General features: G+C 63.2%; 23 protein-coding genes. 8 read left to right on the forward strand and 15 right to left on the reverse strand.

Annotated features, from left to right (window positions below):
* Positions 1-93 precede the first annotated feature (93 nt).
* Genes rfbF through USDA257_RS23650 form a run of 3 tightly spaced genes read left to right on the forward strand, consistent with a single transcriptional unit; the run spans position 94 to position 3,166 of the window.
* Positions 94-861, forward strand: a complete 768-nt coding sequence (gene rfbF, locus USDA257_RS23640) for a glucose-1-phosphate cytidylyltransferase (RefSeq protein ID WP_041414584.1) — start codon at positions 94-96, stop codon at positions 859-861.
* Complete coding sequence (rfbG, locus tag USDA257_RS23645; protein ID WP_014765520.1) at positions 858-1,928, forward strand: CDP-glucose 4,6-dehydratase; 1,071 nt, start codon at positions 858-860, stop codon at positions 1,926-1,928. The genes rfbF and rfbG overlap by 4 nt, the downstream gene beginning before the upstream one ends.
* Before the next feature lie 5 nt (positions 1,929-1,933).
* The gene (locus tag USDA257_RS23650; RefSeq protein WP_014765521.1) at positions 1,934-3,166 is read left to right on the forward strand and encodes a class I SAM-dependent methyltransferase; all 1,233 of its coding nucleotides are present in this window, start codon (positions 1,934-1,936) and stop codon (positions 3,164-3,166) included.
* A gap of 78 nt (positions 3,167-3,244) precedes the next feature.
* Here the strand turns inward: USDA257_RS23650 and USDA257_RS23655 are convergent, their stop codons facing one another.
* Genes USDA257_RS23655 through USDA257_RS23665 form a run of 3 tightly spaced genes read right to left on the reverse strand, consistent with a single transcriptional unit; the run spans position 3,245 to position 5,360 of the window.
* Positions 3,245-4,027, reverse strand: coding sequence for a cephalosporin hydroxylase family protein (locus USDA257_RS23655; RefSeq protein ID WP_014765522.1), 783 nt, complete (start codon positions 4,025-4,027; stop codon positions 3,245-3,247).
* 14 nt (positions 4,028-4,041) lie between these two features.
* Positions 4,042-4,872, reverse strand: coding sequence for an NAD-dependent epimerase/dehydratase family protein (locus tag USDA257_RS23660; RefSeq protein WP_014765523.1), 831 nt, complete (start codon positions 4,870-4,872; stop codon positions 4,042-4,044).
* Entirely contained in the window at positions 4,872-5,360 is a 489-nt protein-coding gene (locus USDA257_RS23665) for an acyltransferase (protein ID WP_041415573.1), read from the reverse strand. Before USDA257_RS23665 ends, USDA257_RS23660 begins: the two co-directional genes overlap by 1 nt.
* A gap of 105 nt (positions 5,361-5,465) precedes the next feature.
* Between USDA257_RS23665 and rfbC the strand changes: the two genes are divergently transcribed.
* Positions 5,466-5,999: a dTDP-4-dehydrorhamnose 3,5-epimerase gene (rfbC, locus tag USDA257_RS23670; protein ID WP_041414585.1), complete on the forward strand. Its 534-nt coding sequence runs from the start codon at positions 5,466-5,468 to the stop codon at positions 5,997-5,999.
* Positions 6,000-6,074: 75 nt separating this feature from the next.
* On the opposite strand, the gene USDA257_RS23675 is transcribed toward rfbC, so the two are convergent.
* Genes USDA257_RS23675 through USDA257_RS23700 form a run of 6 tightly spaced genes read right to left on the reverse strand, consistent with a single transcriptional unit; the run spans position 6,075 to position 12,416 of the window.
* Positions 6,075-6,830 (reverse strand): ABC transporter ATP-binding protein, encoded by a 756-nt coding sequence (locus tag USDA257_RS23675; RefSeq protein WP_014765525.1) that lies wholly within the window; start codon positions 6,828-6,830, stop codon positions 6,075-6,077.
* Positions 6,827-7,660, reverse strand: coding sequence for an ABC transporter ATP-binding protein (locus USDA257_RS23680; protein ID WP_014765526.1), 834 nt, complete (start codon positions 7,658-7,660; stop codon positions 6,827-6,829). The genes USDA257_RS23675 and USDA257_RS23680 overlap by 4 nt, the downstream gene beginning before the upstream one ends.
* Entirely contained in the window at positions 7,657-8,589 is a 933-nt protein-coding gene (gene nikC / locus USDA257_RS23685; RefSeq protein ID WP_014765527.1) for a nickel transporter permease, read from the reverse strand. Before nikC ends, USDA257_RS23680 begins: the two co-directional genes overlap by 4 nt.
* Positions 8,586-9,629 (reverse strand): ABC transporter permease, encoded by a 1,044-nt coding sequence (locus USDA257_RS23690; protein WP_041414587.1) that lies wholly within the window; start codon positions 9,627-9,629, stop codon positions 8,586-8,588. Before USDA257_RS23690 ends, nikC begins: the two co-directional genes overlap by 4 nt.
* Positions 9,630-9,670: 41 nt before the next feature.
* Positions 9,671-11,311, reverse strand: coding sequence for an ABC transporter substrate-binding protein (locus tag USDA257_RS23695; RefSeq protein WP_014765529.1), 1,641 nt, complete (start codon positions 11,309-11,311; stop codon positions 9,671-9,673).
* Positions 11,312-11,360: 49 nt separating this feature from the next.
* Positions 11,361-12,416, reverse strand: coding sequence for a dipeptidase (locus USDA257_RS23700; protein ID WP_014765530.1), 1,056 nt, complete (start codon positions 12,414-12,416; stop codon positions 11,361-11,363).
* Between the two features lie 33 nt (positions 12,417-12,449).
* On the opposite strand from USDA257_RS23700, the gene USDA257_RS36270 reads away from it, so the two are divergent.
* Complete coding sequence (locus USDA257_RS36270; RefSeq protein ID WP_097520003.1) at positions 12,450-12,701, forward strand: hypothetical protein; 252 nt, start codon at positions 12,450-12,452, stop codon at positions 12,699-12,701.
* Between the two features lie 72 nt (positions 12,702-12,773).
* Positions 12,774-13,997: an alpha/beta hydrolase gene (locus USDA257_RS23705; RefSeq protein ID WP_041414589.1), complete on the forward strand. Its 1,224-nt coding sequence runs from the start codon at positions 12,774-12,776 to the stop codon at positions 13,995-13,997.
* A 34-nt stretch (positions 13,998-14,031) separates the two neighbouring features.
* Here the strand turns inward: USDA257_RS23705 and USDA257_RS23710 are convergent, their stop codons facing one another.
* Both USDA257_RS23710 and USDA257_RS23715 read right to left on the reverse strand, forming a co-directional pair.
* Complete coding sequence (locus tag USDA257_RS23710) at positions 14,032-14,361, reverse strand: SMR family transporter (RefSeq protein WP_080605679.1); 330 nt, start codon at positions 14,359-14,361, stop codon at positions 14,032-14,034.
* A 62-nt stretch (positions 14,362-14,423) separates the two neighbouring features.
* Positions 14,424-14,984 (reverse strand): TetR/AcrR family transcriptional regulator, encoded by a 561-nt coding sequence (locus USDA257_RS23715; RefSeq protein WP_041415574.1) that lies wholly within the window; start codon positions 14,982-14,984, stop codon positions 14,424-14,426.
* Between the two features lie 141 nt (positions 14,985-15,125).
* On the opposite strand from USDA257_RS23715, the gene USDA257_RS23720 reads away from it, so the two are divergent.
* The gene (locus USDA257_RS23720; RefSeq protein WP_041414591.1) at positions 15,126-15,518 is read left to right on the forward strand and encodes a globin domain-containing protein; all 393 of its coding nucleotides are present in this window, start codon (positions 15,126-15,128) and stop codon (positions 15,516-15,518) included.
* A gap of 7 nt (positions 15,519-15,525) precedes the next feature.
* Positions 15,526-15,894: a DUF423 domain-containing protein gene (locus tag USDA257_RS23725; RefSeq protein WP_014765536.1), complete on the forward strand. Its 369-nt coding sequence runs from the start codon at positions 15,526-15,528 to the stop codon at positions 15,892-15,894.
* A 7-nt stretch (positions 15,895-15,901) separates the two neighbouring features.
* Here the strand turns inward: USDA257_RS23725 and USDA257_RS23730 are convergent, their stop codons facing one another.
* From USDA257_RS23730 to USDA257_RS23745, 4 genes are all read right to left on the reverse strand, one after another.
* On the reverse strand, positions 15,902-16,216 hold the full coding sequence (locus tag USDA257_RS23730) for an antibiotic biosynthesis monooxygenase family protein (RefSeq protein ID WP_014765537.1): 315 nt from the start codon (positions 16,214-16,216) through the stop codon (positions 15,902-15,904).
* A gap of 5 nt (positions 16,217-16,221) precedes the next feature.
* Positions 16,222-16,494: a hypothetical protein gene (locus USDA257_RS23735; protein ID WP_041415575.1), complete on the reverse strand. Its 273-nt coding sequence runs from the start codon at positions 16,492-16,494 to the stop codon at positions 16,222-16,224.
* A gap of 58 nt (positions 16,495-16,552) precedes the next feature.
* On the reverse strand, positions 16,553-16,972 hold the full coding sequence (locus tag USDA257_RS23740; protein WP_014765539.1) for a DUF2325 domain-containing protein: 420 nt from the start codon (positions 16,970-16,972) through the stop codon (positions 16,553-16,555).
* A gap of 245 nt (positions 16,973-17,217) precedes the next feature.
* A complete protein-coding gene (locus tag USDA257_RS23745) occupies positions 17,218-18,129 on the reverse strand; it encodes an energy transducer TonB family protein (RefSeq protein ID WP_014765540.1) in 912 nt (303 codons plus the stop codon).
* Between the last annotated feature and the right edge of the window lie 32 nt (positions 18,130-18,161).

Here is an 18,161-nt window from a genome sequence, read left to right on the forward strand (position 1 = left end):
GTTGCAATCGTCCAGAAAATGCTCCAATGAAACGCGGGCTCAGCGGAGTGCGAGGCCACGCAAGGAAGCAGCTTTGGAGAGTCAGCTTTGGGCATGAAGGTCGTCATTCTCGCCGGCGGATACGGCACCCGCATCTCCGAGGAAAGCCACCTCCGGCCGAAGCCGATGATCGAGATCGGCGGACGCCCTATCCTCTGGCACATCATGAAGATCTACAGCCACTACGGCTTTTCCGATTTCGTGATCTGTCTCGGCTACCGCGGCTACATGATCAAGGAGTATTTCTCCAACTACATCCTGCACTTGTCCGACGTCACCTTCGACATGACGACGGGCGAGACTATCTACCACTCGAGCAAGGCTGAACCCTGGCGGGTGACCCTCGTGGACACAGGGCCGGAGTCCATGACCGGTGGACGCCTGAAGCGCGTCGGCAGCTATCTCGGCGACACCTTCTGCCTCACCTATGGTGACGGGGTGGCCGACATCGACATCCGCGCGCTCACCGATTTCCATCTCCATCACGGCCGCGAGGCGACCGTCACCAGCGTCGTGCCGCCGGGACGCTACGGGGCGCTGGCGATCGAGTCCGGCCAGGTCAAAAGCTTCACCGAAAAACCGGCCGGCGACAACGGCCGCATCAATGGCGGCTTCTTCGTGCTGAACCGTTCCGTGCTCGACCGCATCGGCGGCGACCACGTCGCCTTCGAAAGCGCGCCGCTGGAAGGACTGGCGCGCGACGGTGAGCTGATGGCCTTCCCGCATGACGGCTTCTGGCGTCCGATGGATACGCTGCGCGACAAGAACCAGCTCGAGGAACTCTGGCAGCAGAACCGCGCACCCTGGAAGCTCTGGTCATGAGCCGCCTGCCCGATCCGGATTTCTGGGCGGGGAAGCGCGTCCTTCTGACCGGCCATACCGGCTTCAAGGGCAGCTGGGCGGGCCTCTGGCTCGAGAAGATGGGCGCTGAGGTCACCGGCTATGCCCTGCCCCCCGCATCCGACCCATCGCTTCATGCGCTTCTGCATGCGGGCGGCCTGCCGGACGGGCAGTTCGGCGACATCCGCGACGGCGAGACGCTCGCCGCGATCACGCGCAAGAGCGAGCCGGAGATCATCCTGCACATGGCGGCCCAGCCGCTGGTGCGCGAGAGCTATGCGACGCCCGCCGAGACTTTCGACGTCAACGTTATGGGCACGATCCGCCTGCTCGAGGCGGCACGCGCCGTGCCTTCGGTGAAGGCAATTCTCGTCGTGACCACCGACAAGGTCTATCGCAACGACGAGAGCGGACGGCATTTCCAGGAAGGCGACACGCTCGGCGGTCACGATCCCTATTCTGGCTCGAAGGCCGCCTGCGAGGTCGCGGTGGCGACCTGGCGCAGCGCCTATTTCAACGAACGTGGCATCCGCGTCGCCACCGCTCGCGGCGGCAATGTGATCGGCGGCGGCGACTTTTCCGCCGACCGGCTCGTTCCGGACATCGTCCGGGCCGCCCTTTCCGGCACCAGGCTCAATATCCGCAGCCCGCTTGCGACGCGTCCCTGGCAGCACGTGCTCGATTGCCTGAACGGCTATTTGCTCTTTGCCGAAGCGCTCTGCAAGAACGCAGGCGATATCGACGCCCTGAACTTCGGCCCCTCGCCCGGCGAGCCGCAGATCCCTGTGCGCGATGTGGCAAGTGCCATTCAGGCCGCAATGGGCCTCTCTCGCGAATGGGACGACGTCTCGTCGCTGAAGCAGCCCCGCGAGATGCAGACGCTCGGCCTCGACCCGGCGCTCGCCGGCGAGAGACTGGCCTGGCGCGCGCGCTTGACGCAAAGCGAGGCGATCGAATGGACGGCCCAATGGTACGACGGCTGGCGCCGGGGCAAAGCTCCGCTCGAGCTGACGCTTGACCAGATCGAAGCATTCACGAAAGGCGATTGACCACCATGACTCACTCCTGCCGCTTCTGCTCGACCCCGCTTGCAACCGTCGTTGCGGACCTTGGCGCGACACCCTGGTCGAACTCGTTTCTCGAGCCGACCGAGGAAGCGGTCGCACGGGAGAAGGCATTTCCGCTGAAAGTGATGGTCTGTTCGGAATGCCTGCTCGTTCAGACCACCGAGACGGTGCCGGCCGACGAAATCTTCAACGCCGACTACCACTATCTGTCGTCCTTCTCGACGAGCTGGCTGGACCACTCCCGGCGCTATGCAGAGAAGATGACCGAGCGCTTCGGTCTGGACAGCACGTCGCAGGTCGTCGAGGTCGCCTCGAACGACGGATATCTGCTGCAATATTTCGCCGCGAAGCAAATTCCCGTGCTCGGCATCGAGCCGGCCGGCAATGCCGCAAAGATTGCCGAAGGCCGTAACGTCCCGACACATGTCGCCTTCTTCGGCCGCGACACGGCGACTGAACTGGTCGGCCGGGGCATCCGAGCCGACTTGACGGCCGCCAACAATGTGCTCGCCCATGTGCCGGACATTGCCGACTTCGTCAGCGGATTCGCTATTCTTCTAAAAGCCGACGGTGTCGCGACGTTCGAGTTCCCGCACCTGTTGCGGCTGATCGAGGGCATCCAGTTCGATACGATCTATCACGAGCACTACTCCTATCTCTCGCTCGTCGCCGTCGAACGGATCTTCGCCGCCTGCGGGCTTAAGGTGTTCGACGTTGAAGAGATACCGACCCATGGCGGCTCGCTGCGCGTCTATGCCCAACCGCTGACCGGCACTCGGGCCGAGACAAGCGGGCTCGCCAAGGTACGGGCCGATGAGGCAAGAGCCGAGCTCACCGAGATGGCGACCTATACCGCCTTCGGCGAACGGATCGCTGCCGTTTGCGAGGGTTTCCGCGCTTTCCTGCGAGACGCCAAGAACGAAGGCAAGCGGGTGGCCGCCTATGGCGCCGCCGCCAAGGGCAACACGTTTCTGAATGTCTGCGGCGTGACCGCGGCCGACATCGACTTCATCGTCGACCGCAATGACCTGAAGCAGGGCAAGCTCTCGCCCGGCAGCCATATCGCGATCCACGAGCCGGCCAGGCTCGAGGCTGAGAAGCCCGATTACGTGGTCATCCTGCCCTGGAACCTGACCGACGAGATCGTCAGGGCGAACGACCATATTCGCACCTGGGGCGGCCGCTTCGTCGTTGCCATACCGGACGTGCGGGTGATTTGACCTTTCAGACGCCAATGGAAAAAGGGGCGCTCGCATTCGCGAACGCCCCTTAGACCTTGAGACCCGCTCCGCTGCCGATTAGCGATCGAGCCTTTTCAGGAAACCGTCCGGCGCAACGGTGACCATCAGCTTGTTCTGAACCGACCGGTCGATCTCGAATTCCGGGTGGGATTCGAGATAGCTGTGCACCGCGGTTTTCGGATTGTCGCCGACGTCCCAGGGGCGATCCTCGAAGAAGCCGGCGGGCATGTCCTCCACCAGCGTGTCGAACACGACGCAATAGCAGCCTGGAGTGACCAGCGGCGCATAGGCCTCCAGTTCGGCAAGCACATGCGCGTGGGTGTGCATGGAATCGAGGCAGACCATGACGCGCTCGTAGCCTGCCGACGCCTCACGGACCTGTTTCACGACGTCGGTATCGATGGCTGAACCCTGGAACATCTGGATGCGGCTTGCCATGGGATGGGCGTCGATCGCCGCGCGATTATGGGCGCGAATGTCAATGTCGACGCCGATCACCTTGCGCTTTGACTGGCTCGGATCGAACGAAACGCCCGCCTCGATCGCGTCGCACATGTCGAGCATGGCGAGCAGCGAGGCGCTGAGGATCAGCGAGCCCCCATGGGCGATCCCGGTCTCGATCACCAGATCGGGACGCGTCGCCCAGATCAGTTCCTGCATCGCCACGATATCCTGCGGATACTGGATGATCGGACGGCCGAGCCAATCGAAATTATAGACGTAGCGCTTCGCCATCGAGGCTTCGCGCCATTGGTCGGAAAGCGCCTGGAACTCGCTGTCGCGGCGATAGCCGTCGATCGCGGCTACCCGCTCGGCGCGGAATTGTTCGATAGGGTCCATGTTCGGTCCTGTCTTCATGTGGAAGGCCGCGGATCGGGATTCGGCTCCGATCCGCTCATGCCCAGGATTTCAGAAATGCGCTCTAGCACAGGTGCGGCCGCAAAAGCGAATTCCTCTTTCACCCGCCCGTTGAAGATCGGTGCAAGAGAAACCGTCGGCGCCTTGTCGTTGACGGCAAGGGTGCATGTGGTCCGCGATTGAATTGCCGCACACCATTCCGCATGGCTGGTCTGCCTGCCGCTCGCCACGTTATAGACCGAGTGCCGCCCTTGCTGGGCGATCCGGAGCAGCAGATCGACGGCGTCGTCGATCCAGATATAGTCCTTGCTGGACTCGAGCGCCGTCTGAAGCTGGATGTGCCCCGCGCTGGCCTCTCGGCACAGCGCCCCGAGGAACGTATCCGCCTGTGCTTCATCGGGACCGACGACGTTTGACAGCCGCGCCACCCGCACGTTCTGGCGCCCAGAGGCGAGACAGAGCGCCTCCCCCGTCAACTTCGAAAGATTGTAGAGGTCCGATGGATTGAGCGGCGACGCCGACAGAAGGGCAGTTTCGCGCGTGTCCTGACCATTGGTATAGACGCGCGTCGATGAAAGATAGAGGAAAGAGGAAAACGCGTTCTGGCGCAGCACGTCCGCCGCGAGCGAAACGTGGGCCTCGATCGTGTCGAACGGCCGGGTGCGAAAATCGGCGGTCAGGCCGATGGCATAGATCACATGGCCGAGGTCCTGGCCTGCGAGCGGCAAGTCGGCACGGCCGGGTGCATTGACGACCTGTCCGAGTTCGCGCAACCGCCGCACCAGATTGCGCCCGATGAAACCGGAACCGCCGAGAACCGTGAACATCACGACCTCTCGCCGAGCCGGCGCAGCGGATTGCCACCGCAGATCGCATAGGCCTCGACCTCGCCGCGCACGATCGAGCCTGCGGCAATGACGCACCCCTTTCGAAGGATGGCGCCGTCGAGGATCACCGAATTCGCCCCGATCCAGACGTCCTCCTCGACAACGATGCCGCCGCGGCTCGGCTCGAAACCTTGTTCGCGGATCAGACGGTCCTTGTCCTTGAAGGCGTGGTTGACCGGCGCAAAGGTGCAATTGGCGGCGATCAGCACATTGTCGGCGATGCTTATGCCGTTGCCCGTGTAGAAGACGCAGCCGCTGTTGATATAGCAGAAACGGCCGATCTCGAGGTCGCCAGAACCGCCGGCCGGCTTGATCTTGACGAAGCTGTCGATGACGGAGGCCTCGCCCACAACGATCCGGGTCCCGCGAACGGAATCCTCGATGTCGCTAAGCGGGCTGATCCTCGCTGTCGGGTGCAGGTTGATCATGGTGGCTCCAAAGTCGTCCGGCATTCTTTTCCAGTTAGCGCTTGCCGCGTCAACGCTTGATCGTGCAAGAAGCGCTCCGGGAAATTGCAATCCTTGGGGAATGTCATGTCGCGCTTCAATCGCCTCTCCACGCCGCTTCCGGGCCTGATCGTCATCGAGCGAAAGCAGGCCGGCGACGAGCGCGGCTTCTTCTCGCGCTTCTTCTGCCGCGACGAGCTGCGTGATTTCGGAGCTGACGGATCCATCGCGCAGATCAATCACACTTTGACGCGCAACGAGGGGGCGATCCGCGGCATGCATTTCCAGCGGCCGCCCCATGACGAGACGAAATTCGTCTCCTGCCTGTCCGGCGCCGTCTTCGATGTCGCGGTCGACCTCCGGCCGGATTCGCCCACCTATCTCAAATGGCATGGCGAAATCCTGAGCGCGGAAAACGCCCGCTCCATGATGATCCCCGGCGGCTTCGCCCACGGCTTCCAGACGCTGGCAGAGGACTGCGAGCTTCTCTACCTGCACGACAAGGCTTACGCGCCGGACGCCGAAGGCGGGCTCAACCCGCTCGATCCGCGCCTCGCCATCGCCTGGCCGCTCGCGGTGACCCAGATGTCGGAGCGCGACCGCGCTTTCGGCTTGCTCTGATCGGAAGCGGATGTCGTTACCCAGCCCTGCCGGGCAGAGGGGTTCCTCGGCCTCGCATCGATCCAACCAGAGGGTTTACGCCGTCTTTCGCCGGAACCCTTTGCTGGCCACCATCAGATTGCGCGTATAGTCCTCGGCAATGCGGCCCGCGACGAGGTCCGCCGAAGTGAGCCGCTCGACCACACGCCCCACCTGCATCACGGCAAGGCGGTCGCACATATGGGTGACGACTCCGAGGTCGTGGCTGACCATGAGGAAAGTGAGCTTGCGGTCGCGGCGCACCTGTTCGAGAAGATTCAGCACCTCGGCTTGTACCGACGCATCGAGCGCCGAGGTTGGCTCGTCGAGCAGCAGGATCGAAGGTTCGAGGATCAGCGCCCGGGCGATTGCGACACGCTGGCGCTGACCCCCGGAAAGCTGATGCGGATAGCGGAAGCGGAAGCCCGAGCCGAGGCCCACTTCGTCGAGCGCCTTCAGGATGCGGCGTTCGCCGTCACTGATGCCGTGGATCGCCAGCGGCTCCATCAACTGCCGGTCGATGGTCTGGCGCGGATGCAGCGAACCATAGGGATCCTGAAACACCATCTGCACCGCGCGGTAGAACGCCTTGTCGCGACGCGCGCCGCGAAGCTCGCGCCCCTGGACGCGGATCGCACCCTTGCTGACCGGGGCAAGCCCGGCGAGCGCCCGGAGCAGCGTCGATTTGCCCGAGCCGGACTCGCCGACGAGGCCGAAGGATTCGCCGGCGTCGACGTCTATGCTGGCGGCGTCGAGCGCCCTGAAGTCGTCATAGACGACGCTGAGATTTTGAACGGAAATAGTCACCGTCATAGCGCCCACTCCGGCTTGCGGTCGAGAACGGGCAAGGGATGGCGATCGGCACCGATCACCGGCATGCAGTTCAACAGCCCCTGGGTATAAGGATGCCTGGCGTTGGCGAGTTCCGTGGCAGCGATTTCCTCGACGATCCTGCCGGCATACATGACGAGTACACGATCGCAGAAGGACGAGACGAGCCTCAAGTCATGCGAGACGAAGATCAGCCCCATGCCGCGCTCGGCGACCAGCTTGTCGAGAATCGACAGCACCTCGAGTTGCACCGTTACGTCGAGGGCCGAGGTCGGTTCGTCGGCGATCAGGAGCTCCGGCCCGGCGACCAGCATCATGGCGATCATCGCCCGCTGGCCCATGCCGCCCGAGACCTCGTGCGGATAGAGATCGAAGACGCGCGCGGGATCGCGGATCTGCACCGCCGCCAGCATGTCGAGCGCCCGCTTGCGCGCCTGCGCACGGCCGATCTTCTCATGGCGTTGCAGCGTCTCGACGATCTGCCGGCCGATGCTCATCACCGGGTTCAACGAGTATTTCGGATCCTGCAGGATCATGGCGATGCGCTTGCCGCGAAGATCGCGCCGCAGCTTCGGTGGCGCCGAGACGAGGTCGATGCCGTCAAAGGCGAGCCGCTTCGCCGTCACTTCCGCATGTGGCGGCGTCAAGCCCATGATCGCCCTGCCCGTCTGCGACTTGCCGGAGCCGCTCTCGCCGACGATGCCCAGACGCTCGCGTCCGAGCGTGAAGGAAACGCCGCGCACCGCCTCGACGACACCAGTGCGGGTCGGGAAGCGGACGCGCAGATCTTCGACAGTCAATAGCGTGCTCATTGGCCGCTCTCCCGCGGATCGAGCGCGTCGCGCAAGCCGTCGCCGAGCAGGTTGAAGCCGAGGCTGACGATCAGGATGGCAACGCCGGGCATGGTCGCGACCCACCATTGATCGAGGATGAAGCGGCGGCCGGAAGCGATCATCGCACCCCATTCGGGGAGCGGCGGCTGCGCACCGAGGCCGAGAAAGCCAAGGCCTGCCGCCGTCAGGATGATGCCGGCCATGTCGAGGGTGACGCGCACGATCAGCGACGACATGCACATCGGCATCACGTGGCGGAATACGATGCGCGCCGGCGAGGCGCCCATCAGGCGGACGGCGGCGATATAGTCGGAGTTGCGCACCGTCAGCGTCTCGGCGCGGGCGATGCGCGCATAGGGCGGCCATGAGGTGATGGCGATGGCGATAACGGCGTTTTCGATGCCGGGGCCGAGCGCCGCGACGAAGGCGAGCGCCAGCACAAGTTTCGGAAAGGCGAGGAAGATGTCGGTGATGCGCATCAGGATCGCATCGATCCAGCCGCCGGCGTAGCCGGCGACGGCGCCGACGATCAGGCCGACGGGCGCCGCGATGACGGCGACGAGAACGACGACGGCAAGCGTCAGCCGCGAACCGTGGATCAGCCGCGACAGGATGTCCCTGCCCTGGTCGTCGGTCCCGAGCAGGTAGCCCTCGCTGCCGGGCGGCAGCAGCCGCGCGCCGGCGAGATTGCCGATATAGGGCGAATGCGGCGCGAGGAAATCGGCGAATGCGGCGACGAAGCACAGGCCCAAGAGAATTAGAAGCCCAACCACAGCGAGGCGGTTCGCCGAGAAGCGGCGCCAGGTCATGTAGGCGCGGCCGAGGCGCGCCTGCAGCCGCGACTGCGGCCGGTCGGAGAGCAGCCATTCGCGGCGCGTCATGGGGCAGGTTTCCGTGGCAAGGCTCATCGGGCACGCGTCCTCGGGTCAAGCGTCCGGTAAAGCAGGTCGGACAGGAGATTGATGCCGATGAAGACCGAACCGATGATGAGCGTTCCGCCGAGAACGGCGTTCATGTCGGCATTCTGCAGCGAATTGGTAATGTAGAGGCCGAGCCCCGGCCAGGAAAAGACGGTCTCGGTCAGCACCGAGCCTTCAAGCAGCCCTGCATAGGAAAGCGCGATCACCGTGACTAGCGGCACCGCCGCGTTGCGCAGCGCATGGCCCCAGATGATCCGCGCCTCCGATAGCCCCTTGGCGCGAGCCGCGACGATGTATTCCTGCTGCAACTCGTTGAGCATGAAGCTGCGGGTCATCCGGCTGATATAGGCGAGTGAGAAATAGCCGAGCAGCGAGGCCGGCAGGATGATGTGACGGAAGACGTCGCGGAAGACGTCCCACTGCCTCTGCCAGAGCGCGTCGATGAGGTAGAAGCCGGTGGTCGGCGAGAAGGTATATTCGTAGACGATGTCGATGCGGCCGGGATAGGCGACCCATCGCAGCCGCGCATAGAAGACCAGCAGTGCCAGCAGCGCCAGCCAGAAGATCGGCACGGAATAGCCGACGAGGCCGATGACGCGGACGATCTGGTCGGCAATGCTGCCGCGCTTGACCGCCGCGAGGACGCCAAGGGGAACGCCGATCAGGGCGCCGATCAGCGTGCCGAGCGTTGCAAGCTCGATTGTCGCGGGGAAAACGCGGCGGATATCGGTCATCACCGGATTGGTCGTCAGCACGGAGACCCCGAAGTCGCCGGAGAGCGCCTGCCGGCAGTAGATGAAGAATTGCTGGTAAAGGGGCAGGTTGAGCCCCATTGCCTCGCGGGTCCGTTCGACCACATGGGAGGGTGCCCGATCCCCCAGCACAGCGAGCACCGGATCGATCGGTATCACCCGGCCGATGAAGAAGGTGACGGCAAGAAGGCCGAGATAGGTGGTCGCCACGACGACGAGAAACTGCAGCGCCGTGGCAATCGCCCTGCGAGAACGGGCGCGCCGGCGCCCGCTCATTCGCACTATATCGCTCATGCTCAAGGGAATGGTCCTCTCAACTATTCCTTGGCGACGTTCCAAACGTAGTTGGTGTCGAAACTCGGCCCGAGCTTGAAGCCCTTCAAGGTGCCCCGGAGTCCGGCGACCTCCGTCTGCTGGAAGATGATCACGAAGGGACTGTCGTCGAGAACGCTCTTCTGCAGGTCCTTGTAGATCTCCGCACGCTTGGCGCTGTCGCGCTCGAGCAGCGCTTCCTTGGTCTTCTTGCTCAGTTCCGGGACATCCCAGGCGTTGCGCCAGGCAAGGGTCTTGTTCGTACCCGCGTCGGAATTGTCAGGATTGTTGGTGAAGGTATCGGCGTTCGAATGCGGGTCGAAATAATCCATGCCCCACTGGCCGATATACAAATCGTGGTTGCGGGCGCGGTACTTGGTCAGCGTCTGCTTGCCGTCACCGGGAATGATTTCGAGCTTCACGCCCGCCTGCCCCAGCGTCTGCTGGAAGGATTCGGCAATGCCGGTTGACGGCTGGGTGTTGCGTACATCCATGGTGACGGTGAACCCGTCCGGATAACCGGCTTTCGCCAGCAGTTCCTTCGCCTTGGCGACGTCGAATGTATATGGGTTCTCGTTCAGCGCGCCGAGAACGCCCTTCGGCAGGAAACTCTGGTGGATCTCGCCGATCCCCTTGATCAGCGTGGTGCCGATCGCGTCATAGTCGACCAGATATTTGAACGCCTTCTGGACCTCCGGCTTCGCCAGCTTCTCGTTCTTCTCATTGAGGCTGATGTACCAGACCGTGCCCTTCGGCGCGCTCGTCGTCGCCAGATCGCCATTCTTGGAAACAGCCTCGTAGTCGCCCGGCTCGAGATTGCGCGCCACATCGATATCGCCGGCTTCGAGTGCGAGCCGCTGGCCGGAGCTTTCCTTCATGTGCCGGTAGATGACCCGGGCGAGCTTCGCCGGCTCGCCATAGTAGTTATCGTTCCGCTCCAGCGCGACGACTTCGTTCGCCCGCCACTCCCGCAACTTGAACGGCCCCGAGCCGGCATAGCCGGTCTTCAGCCATTCATTGCCGAAATCGTTGTCGTATTTGTAATCCTTCGTCGGTTCTACGGACTTGACATGCTCGAGCACCAGCTTCTTGTCGACCACCGAAGCCACGGTCGCGGTCAGGCAGTTCAAGACGAAGCTCGGCGCATAGGGCTGGTCGACGGTGAAGACGAAGGTTTGCTCGTCCGCAGCCTTGGCCTTTTCGGCGACGTTGTCGCCGGTGAGCCCGAACTGGGTGAGGATGAAGGCCGGGCTCTTGTCGAGCTTGACGGCACGCTCGAAGGAATAGGCGACGTCCTCGGCGGTGATCGGATTGCCGGAGGCGAATTTCATATCCGGCTTCAGCTTGAACGTATAGGTCAGGCCGTCGTCCGATACCGTCCAACTGTCGGCGAGATCGCCGACCACCTTGGACGTGTCGTTGAGGTCGAGACGGACGAGCAGGCTGTAGGTGTTGCTGGTCATCTCCGCGGTCGAAAGCTCGAAGGCTTCACCCGGATCCATGGTGATGATGTCGTCGAACGCGAAGCCCTCGACCAACGTGTCTTTCGGCGTCTCAGCCAGAACCGGCTGAGCGACGCCCATCGCGAGCGCAAGCGCCGCGGAAGCAGTCAGAAGCCGAAAACGTCCATTGAGCTTATGCATCATTTTTGCGCTTCCCTCTTTTTAGCCCTTGGCGGGCTCTTCTTCATGGGGTTCAGGCGGCCTCGTGCCAAGCCTTCCCCAGAACTCTCAGCCAGTTCTCGCGGCATATTTTTCTAAGCTCGCGGTCACCATATCCGGCGCTCCGCAGCGCGGCAACGAGCTTCTGATTGCCTGCAGCATCAGCGATTTCTTCCGGTATCGTCGCGCCGTCGAAGTCCGACCCGAGCGCGACGCAGTCGATGCCGACACGCTCGACCATGTAGTCGACGTGGCGCACCATATCGGAAAGCGGCGTGGCTGCATTTTCCTGCCCGTCGGCGCGCAGCATGGTCGTCGCATAGTTGAGCCCGACCAGGCCGCGGCTCTCGCGGATGGCATTGAGCTGCCTGTCGGTGAGGTTACGGGCGACCGGCGTCAGCGCATGGGCATTGGAATGGCTGGCGACGAGCGGCTGATCGGTGGTCTCCGCCACATCCCAGAATCCTTTCTCGGTGATGTGGGCGAGATCGATCAGGATGCCGAGCCGATTGCACGCCCGCACGAGTTCGAATCCGGCCTCGGTGAGGCCGGGCCCCGTGTCCGGCCACGACGGATAGGCGAAGGGCACGCCATGGCCGAAAACATTGTGGCGGCTCCAGACCGGCCCGAGCGACCGCAACCCGGCCGCATGGAAGGTCTCGAGCCCGGCAAGGTCTGGGCCGATGGCTTCGCAGCCTTCCATATGCAGGACGGCCGCAAAGATGCCGTCTGCCATCGCGTCACGGATTTCGCCGGTCGAGCGGCAGAGCCGCCAGGCCCCGGCCCGGTCAAGCCTCATGGCAATGTCGGCGAGCTCGATCGCCGTCGCGAGCGACGGCAGGCGGTCGAGCGGCTCCGACAGCGGCGTCACGTAGTGGCCGTCCTTGTCCGGCGTTCGCAAAACCAGATCACCCGAGGGAATGTAGATGGCACACAGTCCGCCGGCGAGACCGCCCGCCCTGGCACGCGGCACATCGATATGACCTTTCTCGGTCCCCTCGATGAATTCGGCTATCGGGTCGCTTCCACCGCGCGCATGCTGCCAAAGGCGCAAAAGCACGTCGTTATGGCCGTCGAAAACCGCCTGCATTCCCAATTTCCTTCGCCATTTCAGGGAGATCGGATGGATCATCCGCTATTGCCGCATCCAATCGAGGACGTGGCGATGCTATTGAAAGACATCCGCCATTTCAATGAATATCCGGGGGATTTCCTGGTCAAGCCCTGTAGCGAAATGTTGCATGCACGCCGCAGTCGAACGGGCGCCGCAGTGCAGGGCAATCCGAAAAAGCGTCAGGCAGGCTGTCCCGACAAACAAAAATCTGCCATTGGTTCCGGGGACGAGCGAACACTGTCCGATAGTCGCCGGTCATGACGATCGGTGCGAGTAGTGCTCAAGAGGGGGCTCGGGGTGCCGTCGATCGCTGGTGCAAGCCTGACCGCGCGGATGGTTCGCGCCTTATTTTGCGTGGGACTGTTGCTTTGCCTCTCCAGTTGCGGCGGGCGACCGGTCGGCGTCCTTGTTCCATCCGGCACCGCCGCGGGCGCCTCGGAAGTGGACCTCCTGGTGGCGACCACCCGGGCCCAGGCCGATGAGCCGGGCGTCCTCTTCACCGGCGAACGCGCCCCGGAGCTTTCGCTGACCGAAATCGTCGTCTCGATTCCCCCCGAGAAGAGCCGCAAGGTCGGCCAGGTCCAATGGCCAAAGAAATTGCCGGCCGATCCAAGCCGCGATTTCTCGACCGTCAGCGTCAAACCGCTGGAGGCCGGACCGGAGACGCAGGCCTGGCTCAACGGGCATCTGCCGAAGAGCCGGCGCGTGCTGATTTTCGTCCACGGCTTCAACAACCGCTTCGAGGACGCCGTCTACCGCTACGCCCAGATCGTCCACGATTCCGGCGCCGATGTCGCACCGGTGATCTTCACCTGGCCGTCACGCGCCAGCATCTTCGATTACAATTACGACAAGGAAAGCACCAACTATTCGCGCGACGCCCTCGAAGAGCTGCTGCAGCGGGCCTCGAAAAACCCTTCGGTCGGCGAAATCACGCTGATGGCGCATTCCATGGGATCGTGGGTTACCGTCGAAGCGCTCCGCCAGATGGCGATCCGCGACGGCCGCGTCGCTCCCAAGATCACCGACGTCATTCTCGCCTCGCCCGATCTCGACGTCGATGTCTTCGGCAAGCAAATGGAGGCCATGGGCAAGTCGCGGCCGAAATTCACGCTCTTCGTCTCTCGCGACGACCGGGCGCTGACCGTCTCGCGGCGGATTTCCGGCAACATCGACCGGCTCGGACAGATCGATCCCTCGGTGGAACCCTACCGGAGCCGTCTTGAGGAGGCCGGTATCACCGTGCTCGACCTGACGGCACTCAAGGGTGGCGACAGGCTCAATCATGGCAAGTTCGCCGAAAGCCCGGAAGTGGTGCGACTGCTCGGCAACCGGCTGATTGCCGGACAGACCGTGACGGATTCGGATGTGGGCCTTGGCGAACGCGTGGGAGCCGTTGCGCTTGGCACGGCGCAGACCGTCGGCAGCGCCGCCAGCGTCGCCGTGTCGACGCCGATCATGGTCTTCGATCCACGCACGCGGCGAAATTACGACGCTCAGCTCCGCCGTTTCGGCCAATCGATGCAGAACACCGTCGGTTCGGCCGTCACGCCGTAGGTCCCATGTGCCGCACCAGAGCGGTCGCGATTGCCTAATGAAACGTCGACTTCGAGAAGAGATTGAGAACCAGCACGCCGGCAATAATCAGCGCCAGGCCGAGGATCGCCGCCAGATCGAGTTTCTGGCCGAAAGTGAAGTAGCCGACCACCGAGATCAGCACGATGCCAAGGCCGCTCCACAGCGCATAGGCGATTCCGACGGGAATATAGCGTAGCGTATAGGACAGGAAGAAGAAGGCGACGGCATAGCAGACCACCGTCAGCACTGTCGGCGCGAGCCGCGTGAAGTGCTGCGCCGCCTGCATGGCCGAGGTGCCAAGCACTTCGAAGACGATTGCGATCACCAGGACGGTGTAGAGCATGGCGGGGTTCACGGCACGTCTCCGAAAAGTTCGAGTGAGATGGATGCCGATTGCCGGCGGCTTCACCGCAGTGAAAGGGCTTTGAGCTTCTGAAGCAGCGCCGCCCGCGTGGGCGCATCGATATCATGGCTCTGCATCAGGTCGGCAAGCCAGATGCCGTCAGCGGCAAACCGGGCAAGCAGGCAATTCGGCGAGCCGTCGGTCGCTGCGAACTCGGCCGATCGTCGCTCCACCCATTCCCGCCAGCGCGCCTTGAGATGCGGCTCCGCAAGCAGCGCAATCGTCAGCACCTGCCAGCCCTGCCCTTCCGCTTCCGCGTCCAGTGCAAAGCAGACGGTGAGATAGGCGCGGGTAAACCGCCCCTGCTCCACCCCATCGTCCGCCATCGCCGCCTCGATCGCGCGGTCGAAGCGGCCGATCAATTCGTCGAACAGGCCGTCGAGCAAAGCGAGCTTGTTGGGAAAGTGGTGCAGCAATCCGCCCTTGCTGACGCCGGCCGCCTGCGACACTTTTTCGAGCGTCACTGCGGTGATCCCTTGCTCGAGCGACAGCCGCGCAGCGACATCCAGCAATTGCTGGCGAACCCGCTCCGGCTGCTTCTTTCTTTGATAGGCGCTCGTCATATCGACAAAAGATACCGTCTGGACGGTTTTGTCAAGTTCCGTAACTGAGGCGGCCTGAAACGCGATGAAACGCCGCAAGGCATGGGCGGACATTGTGCCCGGTGCGGAGCCGCTATACGAAGTCGGTCAAAGGACACGGATATGACGGAAACGAATACCACGACGCTCTACGAAGCGATCGGCGGCGATGCCGCGGTCCGCGCACTGACGCGGCGCTTCTATGAACTCATGGGCAGCCTGCCCGAGGCAGCCCGCTGCCGCGCCGTGCATCCGCCGGATCTCTCCGGCAGCGAAGAGAAGTTCTACGAATATCTGACCGGCTGGCTCGGCGGGCCGCCGATCTATGTGGAAAAGCGCGGCCATCCAATGCTGCGCCGGCGGCACTTCGTGGCCGAAATCGGCTCGGCCGAACGCGACGAATGGCTGCTCTGCTTCACCCGCGCTCTCGAGGAGACGGTTTCCCACCCGCAGCTCCGACAAGTCATCCTCGAACCGATCACTCGGCTCGCCCATCACATGCAGAACAAGGAATGATTATCCAATGCCGAACCGCGGAATGCGTGGCAGCGTGCTTTTCATCGCCGGACTGATGGGCGTTTTCGGTGTCGCCGCCGCGGCGGCGGCCTCGCACGGCGCTGACCCGAGGCTGCTAGGCGGAGCGTCCGCCATGTGCCTCGCCCATGCGCCGACACTCGTCGCGCTACATGCCGGATGGAGAGATTTCCGGACGGCGGCCGTCGCCGCACTGCTGCTCGCCGCGGGCACTGCCGTCTTCGCTGCCGACCTCGCCATGCGTCATTTCGCCGGCGACGGTCTCTTTCCGATGTCGGCGCCGCTCGGCGGCCTTATGATGATGGCTGGATGGCTCGCCGTCGCGGTGGGAGCGTTCCTGCCCCGCAAGGCTGGCTAAAGAGGACTCAAGCCCCCTCGACGACGGTATAGCCTTCGAATTTCGGCGGGCCCAGATACATGGCGCGATTGTCGGCGGCGTTACGGTGCGCCGCCCGGAAGTTTTCCGATTTCGTCCAGGCGACGAAGGCGTCCCTGCTTTCCCAATTCGATTTCGAGATGAACGGCGTATATCCCTCTTCCGGCAGGCTCTCGCCGCGCAGCAGATGGAAGTCGATGAAGCCCGGCATTTCCGCAAGGCTCGAATCGCGCCCCTTCCAAACGGCCTCGAACGCCTCTTCCTGACCGACGGCAACGTGGAAACGGTTCATGGCGACAAACATGGGGGCTACCTTTCACGTGCCTTCTTTTCCAGGGTCCCGACTTCACTCCGCGGGAACGGCAGGATAACGGCGCTCGACGACGGTGCAAGCGCGAACGGCTCGCGGACCGGATGGCGGGCCTGCCACTCCGGAAACTCGCTCACATTAGGGTTGTCCTCCAACATGCGTGCGCGGCGCGTCAGCACCTCGTAAAGTTCCGGCACCAGCCCATCGCCGAGTTGCGATGCCAGTTTGTGAAGACCGATCATCATCATCTGATCGGGACGTTCTTCGTTCATCATCGATACTCCGTGCGACGGAGCCCGGGGAGAAGGCTCGTCGTCCCTCGCCAAAAGTTCAGTTCTCACCGCCGCTGGTGGACAGGTCCTGAAGGGCCCGCTCCAAGCTCGACTTCGAGCCATTGCGCAGCGGCACGAAGGCCTTGCCCCACTTCTTGCAGCCCGTCTTCACGCGCAGACATGCATCATGGCTGATACAGTCGATAGGGCAGAAGACGCAGTCGACCGAGGGAAGCACGCGGTCGATGCGCGACACGGCCTCTCGTAAACCGCCGTCATGGTGGATGAGTTCCGCACCATAGGAGCTGGCGATCTCGCGCAAATGGGCAACCTGGCAATCGCGGCCGCCGACATAGAGGAAGCTGCGTCCCTCTAGCGTGATCCTGCCACTATTGGGTTGCATCGCGCTCGTTTCGTCCCTTGCCTTGCCCTTGCCCTTGCCGCCCTTGCCCGCATTCTGGTGCCGCTTGCCGCGCATGCGTGTTCTCTCCGTCTTGCTTCGGCAATGGGCTTTTCGGCCACCAATCGCCATAGAAATTTCCGTGGGCACACACCGAACGGTTGTGCGACGCCGGCAACCTATAAAACTTGATAGTCAGAGTAAAGTATAAACATGAGTGTTAAAGTCATATTTCATGGGATGATCCGGCTGGCATTTTTTGCCCTGGACCTCAGGCCGATTCCGGGAGAAATCCTTTAATGGCGCGGGCGGAGCCGCTGAATTCAGCGACTGAAAGTGAGCGGAATGGTGAACACCCAGCTGTCTCGCCCCGCATCCGCAGGGATCGCCGGGAATGGGGCGGCACGACGCACCGCATCCAGCGCCGCTTCGTCGAGAATGGGCGAACCGGCGCTCTTCGCTAGGCTGACGCTCGCGACACCGCCCCCGGAAGCTACGGTGAAGCGGACATGGGCGACACCGCGCAACCGCTGCCGCTTGGCCTCGGAGGGGTAGCGAAAGGCGCGGTTGAGCTTGCTCCTCACCTTGCCGGGATAGTTCGAAACGGCGGCATTGCCCGCCTGCCGAGCGGTGGCCCCCTTTTCTCCCTTGGCATTGCTCGCCGCCGCATTTTCGGCACCGTCCGCCTGTCCCTTGACCTGCGAGCTCGCCTGTTCGCCCCCTTCTCCGGCTTTCTTCCGCGTTACTTTCTTTTTCTTGACCGGCTCCTTCTTGGGTTCCGGTTTCTCGACCTTGGGTTTCTCTGGTTCCGGCTTCTCTTCCGGAATGACGGTTTCGACCGGTGCCACGCTGGCCGCGACTGGAGCCTCAGCGACCTCCGTCACCGGCATCTCCTCTGCCGGCAGAAGCACGTCCGCTTCGGTCGGCGTCACGTCGGTTGGCTGCTCCGAGGCGACATCGGGCATTGTCGGATCGACCGCTTCGGCGACCTCTTCAGCCGGCTGGATCTCGGTCGGCTTCACTTCTTCTGGGGTCTCTTCCGTCGGCTCGACGAGGTCGGACGGATCGCCCGCCTGCAACGTCTCCTCAAAGGCGTTGCCGAGCAGCGTCACCTCCATTGCGGTGCCGCCAGCGACCTGAACCTCTTCCTCACCCGGTGCGAACAGCATTGCGCCGCTCGCATGCGCCAGCAGAGAGAGGCCGATCGCCCCGGTCCATTTTACGATGTGCTTCATACGCGCCTGCCTTCCATCGGCACTTCAGCGAT

This window comes from Sinorhizobium fredii USDA 257, assembly GCF_000265205.3.
Taxonomy (GTDB): Bacteria; Pseudomonadota; Alphaproteobacteria; order Rhizobiales; family Rhizobiaceae; genus Sinorhizobium; species Sinorhizobium fredii_B.